Annotated in this window: 10 protein-coding genes; 3 read left to right on the top strand and 7 right to left on the bottom strand. The window is 57.8% G+C overall.

Features of this window, described 5'->3' with window-relative positions:
• Window positions 1–54: 54 nt before the first annotated feature.
• Complete coding sequence (locus GJV37_RS06080) at window positions 55–465, top strand: hypothetical protein (protein ID WP_138526766.1); 411 nt, start codon at window positions 55–57, stop codon at window positions 463–465.
• Window positions 466–506: 41 nt separating this feature from the next.
• Window positions 507–2,198: an SEC-C metal-binding domain-containing protein gene (locus tag GJV37_RS06075; RefSeq protein WP_138526767.1), complete on the top strand. Its 1,692-nt coding sequence runs from the start codon at window positions 507–509 to the stop codon at window positions 2,196–2,198.
• 45 nt (window positions 2,199–2,243) lie between these two features.
• Here the strand turns inward: GJV37_RS06075 and GJV37_RS06070 are convergent, their stop codons facing one another.
• Together GJV37_RS06070 and GJV37_RS06065 are read right to left on the bottom strand one after the other, a co-directional pair.
• The gene (locus GJV37_RS06070) at window positions 2,244–3,269 is read right to left on the bottom strand and encodes an endonuclease (protein ID WP_138526768.1); all 1,026 of its coding nucleotides are present in this window, start codon (window positions 3,267–3,269) and stop codon (window positions 2,244–2,246) included.
• 195 nt (window positions 3,270–3,464) lie between these two features.
• A complete protein-coding gene (locus GJV37_RS06065) occupies window positions 3,465–4,781 on the bottom strand; it encodes a DUF5623 domain-containing protein (RefSeq protein WP_193452223.1) in 1,317 nt (438 codons plus the stop codon).
• Between the two features lie 1,447 nt (window positions 4,782–6,228).
• Between GJV37_RS06065 and GJV37_RS06060 the strand changes: the two genes are divergently transcribed.
• Window positions 6,229–6,795: a hypothetical protein gene (locus tag GJV37_RS06060; protein WP_246084963.1), complete on the top strand. Its 567-nt coding sequence runs from the start codon at window positions 6,229–6,231 to the stop codon at window positions 6,793–6,795.
• Here the strand turns inward: GJV37_RS06060 and GJV37_RS06055 are convergent.
• The 5 genes from GJV37_RS06055 to GJV37_RS06035 form a co-directional block, all read right to left on the bottom strand.
• The gene (locus tag GJV37_RS06055; protein ID WP_193452222.1) at window positions 6,792–7,592 is read right to left on the bottom strand and encodes a hypothetical protein; all 801 of its coding nucleotides are present in this window, start codon (window positions 7,590–7,592) and stop codon (window positions 6,792–6,794) included. The genes GJV37_RS06060 and GJV37_RS06055 overlap by 4 nt on opposite strands.
• A gap of 130 nt (window positions 7,593–7,722) precedes the next feature.
• Window positions 7,723–9,027 (bottom strand): DUF1173 family protein, encoded by a 1,305-nt coding sequence (locus GJV37_RS06050; RefSeq protein WP_138526772.1) that lies wholly within the window; start codon window positions 9,025–9,027, stop codon window positions 7,723–7,725.
• A gap of 314 nt (window positions 9,028–9,341) precedes the next feature.
• Window positions 9,342–9,626, bottom strand: coding sequence for a helix-turn-helix domain-containing protein (locus GJV37_RS06045; protein WP_138526773.1), 285 nt, complete (start codon window positions 9,624–9,626; stop codon window positions 9,342–9,344).
• Window positions 9,627–9,733: 107 nt separating this feature from the next.
• Window positions 9,734–10,060 carry a type II toxin-antitoxin system RelE/ParE family toxin gene (locus GJV37_RS06040; RefSeq protein ID WP_138526774.1) on the bottom strand — a complete coding sequence of 109 codons (327 nt, stop codon included), beginning with the start codon at window positions 10,058–10,060 and terminating at the stop codon, window positions 9,734–9,736.
• A gap of 373 nt (window positions 10,061–10,433) precedes the next feature.
• Window positions 10,434–14,480 (bottom strand): helix-turn-helix domain-containing protein, encoded by a 4,047-nt coding sequence (locus GJV37_RS06035; RefSeq protein ID WP_246084964.1) that lies wholly within the window; start codon window positions 14,478–14,480, stop codon window positions 10,434–10,436.
• Window positions 14,481–14,510: the final 30 nt, after the last annotated feature.

Genomic DNA, 14,510 nt, shown 5'->3' with positions numbered 1-14,510 from the left:
CCATGCCGTGGAAAGATGCAATAGCATTGCGCCATTACTGCATGGAGCAACCAGATGGCACGACGCCGTTCGAGATCATTTCAATCCTGGGCGCTAGGGCTAGTCGGGGTCATCGTCACCGCCGTGGCGATGTATTACGTACGCGTGGCAGCCATTGACTACATCGCTGAGCGCCAAATAGAGCGAACACAGCGAGCCCTGGAGAAGCTTCAGGCGCTCAACACGCGCCCCTCAGCTGCTTCAGCTCCTCAAACCTACCGTCAGCAAGATCAGTACGACGCCGAGGTTGTCAGGGTTGCCGCCGAGACACAGCGCCAACACGACATAGCGTGGGAGCGCTTTTACCAGCCACCCCGTGGTTGCGATAACTGGAGAAGCGACCAGCACATGGTCGAGTGCATCGAACATAAGAGCCATGCCAAGCAAGAGTTCGAAGTGAAATGGGCGGCCGGCCAACTGCGGTAGGCCGGCACAGCTATTGAAGACAGCATCGCAGAGTCAGGACCATGGACGATATTGAACTCGCCTACGGGGTAACATCGAGGATCGGCGACCTCTACAAGGAAGGAAAGCTCTTCAGCCTCGCCACACCAGGGTATGCGTTGACCCAGCTACGGGGACTCGCTTCGGTGTACTGCGATCTCCTTTTTCCTGACTTCGACGAACGCACGGAGCTGGCGACGAAAATCCGGATGCTAGACGAGCGCCGCTTGCTGACCTCAAAGGAGAAGCGCCAGCTCAAGGTACTTCAGCTCAACGGCAACAAAGGTGCTCATCCCGAAAAGTACGACTTTCAGGCCGTTGGCTTCGCTGAACAGGCCCTTGAGTCACTATATGCCGCTCGATCACTAATCGAGGCCAACTACCGCTCTAGGGGCCAGGAGGTTCCTGACTACGAGGTCGTCGACGTCACGGAAGACCCGCTCAAGGATGTCTGCTACCGCGCCATGATTGATGGGGATGTAGATGCAATTCATCAGGTAGGGGTTTACTTCAAGGAGCGAGCGGATCTGCTCAAGAGACAGGATCAGTTCATCCTGCAGGATGGATACGGTCCAGCATCCAGGTCAGACATCGACAAGGCCATGTACTGGTTCAAGCAGGGGGCCGACGCCCGCCATCCGGACTGCATGTACCAATACGGATCCTATAAAGCTAAAGACACTGGCATGGACGAATCGACGCGTCTGAAGGGCGAGCAGTTGGCCCTCCATGCTTCAGAGCTTGACCACCCTGATGCATTGGTCTTTATCGGTGACTGCAACCTCCACGGCTCTCCTGGAGTTGCCAAGGACGAGGCCGCTGCCCTCCTCTACTTTGAAAAAGCTGCACGGCATGGGCACCCGGAAGCACTCAGCCAGTTGGGAGCGATGTATGCAGTGGGCCGAGGCTGCGAAATTAACCTCACCAAAGCGGCAAGCTATTGTCAGGAAGCTGCAGAACTTGGCTATCCCCAAGCTCAGTTCAACTTATTCGTTCTCTACTCCACCGGGCAGGGCGTTCCAACTGACAAGCAACTTGCCCTCAAGTGGCTGATAGAGGCCGCCGCTCAAGGCTTCCCCAACGCAACATTCAGCCTTGGGTACGAGATCTGGGAAGGAACTCTACCTGACCGTAATCTCGCAGAAGCGGTGGACTGCTTTGAACGCAGCATCAGCTTCATCGAGTTTCGAGTGCGTGCAGCACGGGCATACGCTCAATTAACGCTGCGCTTGGAGGACAACAAGGCTGGCTGGGAAAAAGCTGCAAGCGCCCTGCAGCTCTGCATGGAGACCATCGCCACTGATGGTGACCCGCATGATGATGAGGCAGCATGTCTGGAGCTTTCGCGCATAGCAGTGGGTAAGCTCCGGAAATGGCTCAGTCAGAACTGGACCGCCGCCGTATTCGATCTGAACAGTCTGCTGGTGTGTGGCCTCTTCGACAGGAATGCAGTACCGGTTCGCAGCAAATTTAAGCGACTGGCCGAGCTGAAATTGCTGATAGACGCTCTTTCACAGGGCGACACCACCCAGAGACAGCGCAACATGTTCCGCTTACTTAGAGAGGTGGGGGTGGAGGGAACCGATGCAATCGAGCGCCTGCAGCATGATTCACCGATTCCGGCGCGCACTGGGCGGGGCAGCCGCGAACAGGGACGGAATGATCCGTGCTGGTGCGGCTCCGGCCAGAAGTACAAGCGGTGCCACGGCACTTGATGACCAGGAGAGCGACACTCCCTCCACTTCCTCAGCGTGCCGTGCTTAGCGGCATTCATTCGCTAGTTCGAACCCTGCCGACCTGGCGGCCGCCGGCGAGTCGAAGTCAACCTGGTCGCGACGGTTCAAGCGACGTTTGGTGGTACACCCCTCGGGCAAGTAGAAGATGTTCGTTCGCCTGTTCCCAACCACGGGACCGGTCCAGCTGCTGACGGTGCCATCTTCCACCGTCAGCCGTAGTGCAGACTCTCGATCTGCAGCATCCAGCCCATCAGCTGACGGGACATAGCCCGATACCCACGATCGCGCGCCAGTTACGAAGAGATTGGACACACCGGTTAGGGCTTCGAGCTTCTTCTCGCGCTCAACCTCCCAGGGCGTTACCGGAAAGCTCCGGTCCCATTCCATAAGCAGGTCCTGCTGCTGCTCGCTCAAGCGAATCGCGTACCGGTCGACCATGTAGAAGGTCGCCCGGGCGACAAAGCCTTTCACCTCATCGCGCGGCTCGAACAGTCCAGCTAATCGATCAAACTTTGAAGGACACAGCCCATAGCGCGGTAGCGCACTGGGTATCTCCCCGAAGTCAGCGCCAGCGCGATCCATTGCGACTTCGCCGCCGGCCGGCACCAGATTGTGTAGATCGGAAGCCATGGCCTGGAATGCGTCGTCACCGGCGGAGCAGGCTTTCTCTCCACCGCGACGCCAGCACTCCCTCCCCTTACCCATGGCCTTCAGGGGAACGATAGGTGCCCAGGTCAGTTGCTGAGCCGCGCGGGGCTGGGTGCTGGCCACGTAGCCGCATGCACTCAACTGCATCTTGCCGGCGCCGTTTTTCGTCCAGGCCCAAGTGCAACCGCAGTACAGGTCACCAATCCCGGTCTGGTTCCAACTGGCGTAGAGCTTGCGCAGCTCAAGACTTGCTGCCTCTGGCGAGTGGACGCGGTCCGGTGCTGCGTGTACTGAGCAAGCCATGAAAGCGAACCACAGGCCGGTAAACCCGATTCCCCGGCGTGAGGTGATGTGCAGCCGCTGAGGATCTGCGGCCACAGTATTGAGGGACATATTGTTCATCGAGCACGTCTCCACGAGATATCTCAGGCACGCTACTCGCTCAACCGAAGCTGAGGCGGTGTTTTCCCCCTCGCTTACGGTCGGAAAAAGATGGACCTGGTCGCTGGGTGCCACTGGGAAAGGGGCAAAGCCGATCAAGCACAGGCATCAATTCATGGGGGTAAAGGAAGTGCTACACCTCCTTTACCCTACCGACTACCGTGCCGGCGCCTTCACCGTCGCAAGGCGGGCTGAAGCAAGTTGCTTCAGCATGTCCCGCAGAGGCTTGCTCTCAGGGTAAGACGCGATGAGCACAGATTGAATACGGTCCAGGGCAGCAAGTTGCTCCTGTGGGCTACGATAGCGTTTGGTAGCCTGTCCGCCGTAATAGACGTCAAAGGTAGCGGTAGCCGAGGCACTGGTATCACGAGGGTACTCAGCAAAGAGCCAGTTTTCGAGCTCGCTCCGTACCCGCTGCAGCTTGCTATGCCCGGCGTTAGTTGTCGGTGACACGCCAAGGTTTTTGAGCTCATCCCCCAGCAATTTATGGTTGGCCAAGCTCATCGGGCGATCCGGGCGCCAGAGAGACTTGAACCCCACCGAGCTGCGGTACTCGATAGCGTTCTTACTCCAACCGTAGGTCGTGCCAGCGCGGGGTTTGCGCTTGCCACCAGCAGCACTGCGTGACGGGCTAATGAACTGGGCCCAGTAATCACCAGAGACCCATGGCCAATGGGGCCAATCACCCGAAATCACGGGGGGTAAGGCTTCGAGGGTCAGCTTTAGCTGATGCAAGAGGGACGGGTTAGCCGTTGTTAGATGCGGTCGCGTCTGGTCTGGCGAGTAGAGCCCACCCCAAGCGATCCAAGCCCCGTGCTGCCCGCGGTCAGCCAACCAAGTCTCGCGGCGCTGGAGTTCAGATGGACGCTTAGCAGAGTCGTAAGGCTCATCAAGGTGCACCCAATCACCAGACTCGGACACCCAACCAGAATCGTGGTCGTTGTTGGGCAAGTGGTGCAGGCCATTCATAAGGTTCCACTGACGCTGATTGGTGGCTGGGCGCAATCCGGTGGCCTCAGCAAATTGCAGCGTCAGTGCTGCCATGCGCAGGTGCTCGCGGGCGCGCTGCTGTGACTCTTCGTTAGCGCGCAACTCCAAATGGTCTGGGCTCTCCAAGAAAAAGCCATGAAGATTACGTGCACGACCAACCTGGTGCCTTTGGAGGAAGGCGTGGAGTGGTCTGGGGAGCTCGATCCTAATGGTCTCAAGTCCCGCTTGAACTGGCCTAGTTGAGATATCCCGCCAGTATGCTGAGAGGTAAATGCTGTAGGTCTGCTGCTGGATTAGAGCAGGAGCATTTTCTGCTCGCCGGATACCGCGCTCCGCGTTTTTGAAATTTTCAAAGCCTGCCATGCGAGCTGCCAAATCGAGCGCGTCGAGGTGGGTAAGCTGGGCTTGCTTGGCGATAGCTTTCGCGCGACGTTTGATTCCGCGGATGGTGGAAGGCTGAGCATGAAGGGAGGATTGGCGCATGATCTTTCTCCGCCCCAATACGCGAACGTCACCCGTCTCCGTTGCTTTAGGGCATGGAAAAAATGCATGGCCTAGTGTGCGGTGCCTAGCGGGTAGTGCCGTTTCCAGCTTTCCAACGACGGGTGGGATGCGCCTACCTTGCGCTCGATTAATCTACCAATCGGTCCTGCCTTGGGCAATAGGCTGAACGTCCACAGACGAAAACGCCTCATCTGCGGGGCTTTCGTTTGACTGGACCTAGAAAAGTAGCTCTCGCCGGAGTGCTGCGACCGTAACCGCTGAGGCCTCGTCAAAACCACGCCCGACCATCCAACGCGTCCACCTACCAGTCGCGTAGGCTATTGGCCGACACGCGACAAGCGCGACGACTGAACCGGTCTCGACTTCTCGGTGAGTACGTACCGACCACCCTAATTCGGAGCTTGTTCCCCCACGCCGGAATAGCAACAACTGCGCTGAGTCGCCGTAGGAACGAGTAGGCATGAGGTTCAGGTGAGAAATTCCCAGCGCCGCCAGTACCCACGCATCCATTTCAGGCGAGCCAGGCATTCTGCCCAGAAGAGCTATCCGCTCCAGTACCTCTCCCCTGCCAGGAAGCACCCGGGAAAAGGTTGCCTTGAAACCTTCGTCTGCATTCGAGTCCGTCTCTGCAGGTTGGCATCCCCAGCGGAACCACGCTTCATTGCTGACCTGGTCGATTTGATGCCCAATGCGTACAAGTGGGCAGTCAGAATTTGAGAGCACGCCGGCAATCCATCCCGCGAGAGACGCCCTCTGGACGACCTTTGAGTGGCTATATCGGGGACTGATGCGTGATATTTGCACCGGCTGATCAACGCGGGCTAACGCCCTTTGATTGAGCGGAGTAAGAGAAGCGCCGGATTTCGCAATATTGCGAACAGAGAACTCGTGAGGGAGATCGACCTCCATGCCATCTCCTTGCGAGCTAGGGGGTACCTGATGCGTGGGGTGATCGGCCGAATTCGCTTGTTGCATCATCTATGGCGCCTCCTGAATGAGAGCTCCCATGATTCCTGGGCTGTAACCACGCCAGCGGCTATTTCCGTCGCTTTAGGTGCAGGAAAGCGAAACTCATAGCTTGCTGGCCAGCTTGGGTTACTAGCAGCCCCGCATAGCCTGGCAATCCCTCCACCGAAGGATTCCCAGGGTATGAGCATCAGTGTTCCCAGCTGGCTGTCGCGCTACCAAAGCGGCGAGCGCCTCGGCCGAGCCCAAGCCGTCATGTCGTATGCCGATTACTACTGCATCGATGGATCCGCAGACACCGATCCGGAGATCGAGGAGCGCCTTGGCTACTCAGCGCCAGCCATGACGGCCTACGCAAGCCGCACAGGAACACGCACTACCCTGGCGGCGATGCGGGAAGCCGGTTGGCGGCTGTTGATTTCCGCCGCCGGCGCGCTTCGAACGGAAGGTTTCGAGCGGTATGCCCTTGATAACGGTGCCTGGAGCGCGTACGAAGTTCGACGAAACAGCTTTCGGCCGGGCGCTGGAGAAGGTCGGCGAGAAGGCCGACTGGGTGGTCTTACCCGATATTGTGGCCGGCGGCATGGAGTCCTTGGATTTCAGTCTCCAGTGGCTTGAGCGCCTGCAGGGATTTCCCCAGACGCTGCTGCTCGCGGTGCAGGACGGTATGGCCCCCGACGATGTGCGCGATCTTCTGAGCCCAGCAGTTGGCATATTCCTGGGTGGATCCACCGAGTGGAAGCTGCAGACGATGGAGGCATGGGGTGTCCTAGCTCGCCGCCGCAACTGCTACTTCCACGTGGGCCGAGTGAACAGCGCGCGCCGGATCGCAATGTGCTCGGCGGCCGGCGCCAGCAGCTTCGACGGCACTAGCGTCACGCGATTCGCGAACACGCTACCGCGGCTTGACGCAGCGCTGAGCTTCGCCGGTGAGCAGAAGGATCTGTTCGATCTGAGCTACCAGCATCTTCAGGAAACGCCATACGATTGCCGATGGCCTGCACGCCAGTGTGGAAAGCTGCGTTAGGCACGGAGCCGCTGACGGAGACGTTTAACGTAGGAGCCGTCGAGCAGTTCATCATCGACCAGATCCAGCGCACAGTTGGCTAGTGATGCGAGGCTGCCGTCAGATGGTTTGAAGCCATTCGGAATCCATCCATGTTGGGCTTGGGTGTTCTCAGTGATGGCTACGAACAGGGCCTTGAAGTAGTCGGCCAACGAGGGACGCGATGCGTCGGTTGCAGCCTGAGTGAGCGGATCCGAAGCCTCAATGACAGCGTTTCGAGCATCATCGGCGATCGCCTCGATGCAAGCGTCCAGTGGTGGCCAGTATTTGAGGTCGTACTGCGCCTGCAGCGACTCCAGCTCCTCCTCCAGGTACATGGTGAAGTGCCCATTGTGCTCACCTGCCACCTTGATCACATCGCCTATGTGATAGCAGGTGTTGCTCCGGAAGCCTGAGTGGTTATGCAACTGATCACGGCGACGAAGAAGGCTTGCAAGCCCCTCCCCCAGCTCGGCAATTTGAACATTGATCCTCTCCAACTCATCGCGTTCTGCCCTGGCTTTTACATTTTTCTCAGGCCCCCAGAACGCAGTCGCATCGAGAAGCACCCCAAAAAAGGTGTTTAGCGCGTGAGGGTGCTCGTGAAGCTTCTTGTGCAAGTCGATGAACGCATCGCGCAGCTCAAGCTTGCGCTCTAGCAATCGATCAATGACGACGTTGTGACTGCGCCAAATGCTGTGCTCAATGTTGTACTGCTTCCGGGAGCAGAGCATCTGTTCACAGATTGTGGCCGGGTGGTTTGCATCGGTGGTTTTCATATACACGTCCATCTTGAGAGAGGACATCACGGTAGCGAGTTGCTGTTCGACATTTGGTACCTGGCATGTCGAAATTTGAAGATGCTTCAGGTACCCAGACCTCTGCCAGATAGATCGGCGTGATAAGGGGTTAATCGATATCGACTACAGATTCCGGCACGTCATCCTCGGTTGCGGAAGCATCCTTGTCCCGGTAATTGATCGCCCGCTCGGGGAAGGGTGGAATTCCACTCCCCTTAGGGTCCTGGAAGGCGTCCCAGTGCCACCACCCCGTAGAACCGTACTGCCCGTTGTACCAGCGAATCTTCCGTTGCCGGCGAGTCCGGTACTCTTCAGTGTCCATGCCGAACACTTCCAGGGGAAATTGCGTGTCTCGCCCCATATCCAGCAGCCAGAAATCGGGGAATATTTCGTCCTCAGCTTCGAACCGCGGTGGCTTGAAGAAAGCACGGCCTTCGGCGTGAAGCTTCGCCTCGATCAGGGCCTCATAGCCGGAGTCGAGGGGAATCATCCGCTCGCTCACGCGCATGAGCGCCAGATCCAGGACATCCGCATAGCGTCCTTCCTTGAGGTTCAACTGCGCGATCGCAATCACCTTATGTCCAGCCTTCCAGGCTGCAAGCTCCGCAGCGAAGCTGCGCTCAGCGCGGCTGCGAACCTCAAATCGAATGTCCATCGTGGGCATCCCGAAGGGACCTGCTAGCGGCAGTTGCCGGAGGTCGTGGCGAGTTGCGTCGTATCGCGCAAGAGGTGCTACCGCGATCAGTCGTCGCTTGTGCGCGCGCGCGGCCGCGACCACACCGGCATTCTCGGTAGCGCGGCCAGAACCCTTGCTGGCCGACACCACCAACACGTCGTGGATAGTCATTCGGCTAGCTCGAACCCGCTTCGCCGCTTCCGACACCCAATACGACACCGCGCCCGACTTCCGCTTTCCCTCCATGAGGGGATACCAGTTGGCCAAGCCGGCCTCCAGCCACAAGAGTTGAAGCAGGCCAAGGAGCTTCATTGAAGGCTTTTTCACACCCGGGATACGAGGTGGAAGGTCGTGGCCATCGCCGGAAGGAGCCGCGTCGTTGATCCGCAGGCCATGGGCCAGGCGAATCCTCAAGGTGTTGTCTTCGGCCTCCTCTACCACACCAACGTCGTAGCCCTGCAGGCCCGATCTTTCTGCTGCAGGCGCGTAGAACCGGCAGTCGGTGGCGTGTTCGGGGCCAGTGTTGGCGTACCGGGCAAGGTGATAGCTGTCGCTTCCCTCTCGGTGCTTCACCGAGAGGTAACGGTTGCCATTGCCGGGGCAAAGGCAGATCACCTGAGCTCCGTGTGCCCGCTGCAGAACTGATTTCCAACCATCCGCGAATTCCTTCTCGGTCTGGAACTCTTTGGAATACTTCTTCTGAGTGCTGACCACACGTACTTCGTAGGTCGTCGGCATACCCCCTCCCTGGCCTGGCAAAAATCGCTATCAAACTACCTCGTCAACATGCCAGAAGGCGTGGGAAATGATCCAGCACCAGCCGATCTCACCTCGCCTGCCTCCTCGCCTAATTGATAGGGCCACCGAGATCTACTCGGCTCCAGGCGCTGTTTGGCCGATTGCGCGTAAGCGGCCCAGTATCGCGGCCAACTCGTCTAAGGCATCCAATCAAGAAGCCAACATGAAAAAGCCCCACCGTTTCGGGCAGGGCTTCAGGGTCTTGCTTGTGTGAAGTCGACTAGTCAATCCAATACCAGCACCTCACCAGCGGCTCATGCCGCGCGTTGGACCACCGAGATCTCCAGATCCAGGCCGGCAGCACCCAGCAGGTTTACCAGAGCATCAAGGGAGAACTTGTCGATCTTTCCTTTGAGCAGGTCGTTAAGTCTCGGCTGCGTGACGTGCAGACGAGCGGCAGCATCTTTTTGCGGTACATCCCAACCGTTGACGGTTCTTGTGAGTTCCCGCATGAGTTGAGCACGGATACGCAGGTTTTCGGCTTCTTCTGGCGAATCAACCAGCGCATCCCAAACATTGGTAGCGCGTTCGTTTGCCATGGATTTATTTCCTCTCGATGAGTATGTGTTTCTAGTAGAGCAGGACAGCAGTGACGAGGAGCCCCCTCTCGGCCAGACCTTGACCGGAGGGGGGTCGCCCATCTCTCTCATCCCAGTGATCTCAGCCTGTCTTTCGCCAGGTCGATGTCACGCTTTTCCGTCTGCTGTGTGGTCTTCTGGAAGACATGTAGCACGTAGATCGCGTCTGGCCGGTTGGCCACATAGAACACGCGAAAAGCCCCTTCACAACTCACCCGGATTTCCATCACGCCAGGTCCAACCTCTGGCATCGCCTTCCAATCGCTTGGCATGTCACCGCATTGCACTTGGGAGAGCTGGAAGCCAATCCGTTGCTTGGCTTTAGCAGGACAGTCCCGCAGATCGTCCAGGCTGCTCCCAACAAACACCACATCCTTCTGCTGCTCGAGTTCCATAGAACCTCCGACGTCGACCCAGATTGTTAGCACATTCCCGTTTCATGGCCCTTTCCTCATTTGAGTGCTGGACGCATCTGCCGAAGGACCCCAACCTCAGAAAGGTTGATCCGCCGGCGCCGTTGCCTCATTGCGCCCAGTGAAATCAGCCTATATCCATTTTGATATAAACGTCAAGACGTGAATGCTTGGGGTCATTTTGAGTGAGGGAATTTGGAGCAGGATGGTCGTTAAGGACTGTGGACTCGGGCGTAGCACTCAGAGCGAATCAGTTCAGTCGAAGTCCAAGCCCAGCCGTGCCGGATTTTGTAGTCGATTAACCAGCAGCGGATGGGCAGCTGTATTTGACTCAGGCAGTGAACGTCTCAAAAAATCAGAACCAGTCCCGACGCTCAGCGTCATCGTCGTGAAAACGCGCCTCAGCCTCGTATCTCTCGGCAAGCCACTCAAGCGCTCTTGCGGTGAAAGGATGCTCTAGAGCCACGGACTGCGCCCATCTCCGGTATTTTTCCACCTCGGTACGCTCAAGCGCTCCACCAGCGCTAAGAAGCCTGGTTGTGCCGCCACGCCGGCTTACTTTTCCTGCATAGAACCCATTTAGCAGCGTCTTGTTGCGCAGTTCATCGATGACTTCTCGCACCGGCTCCGCCGGCCAGTTCCCATCAGCGCCCATTGGAGAAGCAGACAGAATCGCCCCGATTTGATCGTAGGCAATGTCCTTACGATGCCGTGCTTCGGCCAAGACGATCACTTCGTCAACCCACTTGATGAGTGCGTCATGGTCGATGGAACCGTCTTCACGTGTACCTGGTAGATGACTCCACAGTCTTAGGAGGCGATAGGCTTGGCTTGCGACACTGGCGTTTCTGTCCTCCTGCTGAGCAGTCTCCTGATTCGATTCCTCGCTTGGAGAGAACGCAGCCGAGAGCATCAGAACAAACAACGCTGGTTGCTCAGCCAGGGCCACAAGAATCGCTTTGGGCGGACGCCGTGAATGCTCTAGAACTTGCAGGTACTTCCACTCCAGAAGAGCTAGAGCGTTTTTGTCCAGATCGTCTCGCTTATCCAAGCACTGGAAAATCTCGCCTACGTAGTGCTGGAACATTGTCCCGTCGTTAGGGTCGGCTGATGGTTCTGCTGACTCCAGCGCCGCTCTATTTAGCAGATCGACAAGCAATTCCGTCTCTAGTTGTAGGCCGGTGTCTCGCCCAGCAAAAGCGACTGCAGCTCGAGCTCTGCTGACTGACACAAACTTCTTGATGGCGAAGATGACCTCGTCCTTATGTTCCTTCGACCAGAACACAGGAACGGACTTCCAATAGCTCTCCTCAATCGCCGTTCCGGCATGATGCGCTTGCTCCCAGGTCCAAGCATTTCCCGGAAGTGAGAGCAGAATCGCGAGAATTGATGACGGATTCCAGTTAGAGGTACGCGCTTTTTTTAGCAACGCCTCGGCCCACTCTTTCCCCTTTTGGTGGAACCTAGGCGCGATGTATCCCCTCGCCACTTCGCGTTGCCGGCTGTCGCCGCTAAGAAGAGCTGCCTCTACAACTGCCTGAACAACAGGCTCTGGATTGTCAGTCTGGAATAGTGCCTTCCCCACAAGCATCGGATGCTCAACCTGACGAGCGAGCTCAAGAACGGCCTCCGGCCCGCCAGTTTGAACGAGCTCGTTGACTGCACGTCTTCTGAGCTCGTCAATGTCTCGTTCCTCTGCCTCCCATCCAGAGGAGGGCCGTGGCACAGAAACGCCGCCAGCAAAGAGCCAATTCAGGCTCTGTATTTCGTCCTTAGGGGTAAATCGCTCGTAGATCATCTCGAGCCGAGCCAGCGTGTCCTCAGGCATAGCCCAATCCATGTCGTGGAATTGGCGATGGTGGTGTAGCGTCCGTCGAATAGCCCCCCAAAGCGCAGTGCGCCCCTCTTCGTCCGATATCTCCCTTTCCGCCACCTCAAGCGCACCCAAGACATCACCTGGTCCCGAGACAAGATCAGGCAGCCGATCTACGAGGTCCTTCCAACGCAGCGCACTGCGACCTGCGTCTGCGATCAGACGCTGAGTAATCTCTACAACACCGCGGCTTATCAAACTCCAAGAGACCTCCTCGACCCTTTCTGGGGTGAAATCGCGCCACCGCGGACTTGGAGAAGGGGTCGATGTGTCATTGCCCTTAGGAAGCATGCCGAGCATCAAACGCCAAGCAGATTCGCTTTCACGCTTCCTGAGTACATCAAGGATCTTTAGTCTTTGCTCCAATGTTGCATAGGTTTGAGGGCCCCAAAGGAGAAATACATTTCGCAGGCTGTTGCTAGGCCGGTTCATGTATCGCGCGGGGGTGGTGTCGATGGAGTCGAGCTTCGCCAGAACCCGAGCCACGCGAGCAAGATGCTCCGGAGACCACGCTAGTGACTCGAGAGCCCAGAGGAGATCGCACAAGTGCGATGCTCCTGCGCCAATTCCGTCTTCAATGGTGAAGAGTGAGCCCAGCGGCTGATCCTCTTGCTCCAGGCTGTCCTCTAGCGCGTCGAGAAATGCCTGGGGCGATGCTTCGGCAAGCAGGCGGAAATCCTTGGAGAGAGACCACCAGCGCACCTGGTCGGCATTTCCCATCAATTTCCGAACGATCTGGTCCGCGCTGCGCTTTGCTTCGGCAGTATCTCCCCACAATGCGAGCAGGATCAGCGTTTTCCCAACGCCGTGGCGCAGCAGCTCCGAATAGCTGGGGCGAATGTCTTGCAGAGAAGCCAACCAGCGCTCATCGGGAGCCATTCCAAATCGCGGATCTTCGGCCTCCAAAACCTGAAGTGCGACATTCTCAAACCGCGCCAACTCCACGCTGCTCAACGACTTAGAGAGCAGCATCCACGCATCGATAGGAGATCTGACCCGCCAGGCTGACGCAACCTTCTGAAGCGGACTATCAAAGTTGCCAGCAAAGGAAGCCAATTCAACCACGAGCTTGTCGTACGGCAGGTCAGCGATCTCCGCGATCCGCGCACAGTCGGCCTCAGAAGATTCGTCCCAGCCGCCGGCTAGAAGGGCAGCACGGAGCACAGGGCTCGGAGAGGTATCAGCCCACCGCGGCCGACGACCGGGTGCTGCAAACATAAGGCGCCTTAGCACGGTCAGATTGCGTGCACAGTCGCGAGCGAGCGCATCAGCTTTCGCTTCGGGAACCCCAGCCTGGGTAAGGGCAAAAATGATGCCCTCACGTGATGGTCTCTCCAACACGCGAAGGTCGCCCTGAGTTACTTGGCGATCGTCGTAGCACTGGAGGACATAGTGCCCACGGCCAACTAGCACCTTCGCCAAACCTGGATCAGGTTCCATCAGCAACATAATCAGCGGCGCTGGCGCCACTGCTAGATCTCGCGCAGCCTTTGTCGTCGCAGCGACTAGGGAACGGGCGCGATATGCCATTGAGAGTTCGTTGGGGAGCATGCTCAGCGTGGCGTGGAAGAACGCGACTACCTCTTCAGTTGTGCTCGCTTGAAGCGACAACATGGAAGGGACGCCTCTAAGCCAACGAAGTGTTTCTATCGCGTCTTGGTCGCGATCGCTGAGCACCAGCTCTTCCGAGAGTGGCTGGATCGACGCCAGAGACCATTCTTCCCAGACTTCGCTGAGCTCATGCACGCCGTCAGGTCGTTTATTCAATCGCCTGGCGAGCCACAGCCCAACCGATGGAGTTTGCTCAATCCAATGGACGAGATCATCAGCATCGTAGGCTCGGACGTCCTTCCACACACCCTCTTTGTTCCGCTCGTTAACCCACTCGTGCTTCTTAGGCCAAGGGCGTGTTGAGATGAACACATAGGTAGAGGTGGATGGGTCAAGCGGGTCAGGATTCTCTGTTCGCTTCCTGTAGTCGCTAGTTGCCTTTCCCGCGATGTCCATTCTCTGGGTGGTGATCTCCCAACCGGTCTCCCCTGGTGGCACGTAACGACTGCGGGCCTCACCCGAGGTCACGCCATCCCACCCTGAATGCCTAACGCTTTCTTCTGCAGGGAATCGCCGCCAGATACCGGCCCCCTCAGACGCATAAACCAAGTGGGAGAGCAGCGTTGACATGCTTCCAGCAGCATCAGTGCGATTGGCCCAATCGGTAAGATCTTGCGACGTCACCCAACGCAAAGGGATGCCCGATGGAGCGACTGATGCAGGCGGCGCTATAGGGGGAAGAGCCGGACCGATCACAGCGCCTTGGGGCGGGAAGCTGATGCCGGCGCGCTCTAAGGCATTGCGGATAGCCGCCGCATTATTGGCCATAGGTGTCCGGTGGCCGCGCTCAAAATCGGCCACGGTGGAGGTCGCTACGCCAGCATTCTTGGCGAGCTCCTGCTGAGACCACGCCAGTAGGGCTCGGGCTGCCCTTACTTGCTGGGGTGACAGTTCGTCGGGGGGGCTAGACTGATTCATGGTCATATGAAATATATGACGTCATTGATT

The sequence above is a fragment of the Pseudomonas nitroreducens genome, from assembly GCF_010994165.1.
In the GTDB taxonomy this organism is placed as follows: domain Bacteria; phylum Pseudomonadota; class Gammaproteobacteria; order Pseudomonadales; family Pseudomonadaceae; genus Pseudomonas; species Pseudomonas nitroreducens.
This window is presented reverse-complemented; position numbering and strand designations above follow the sequence as displayed.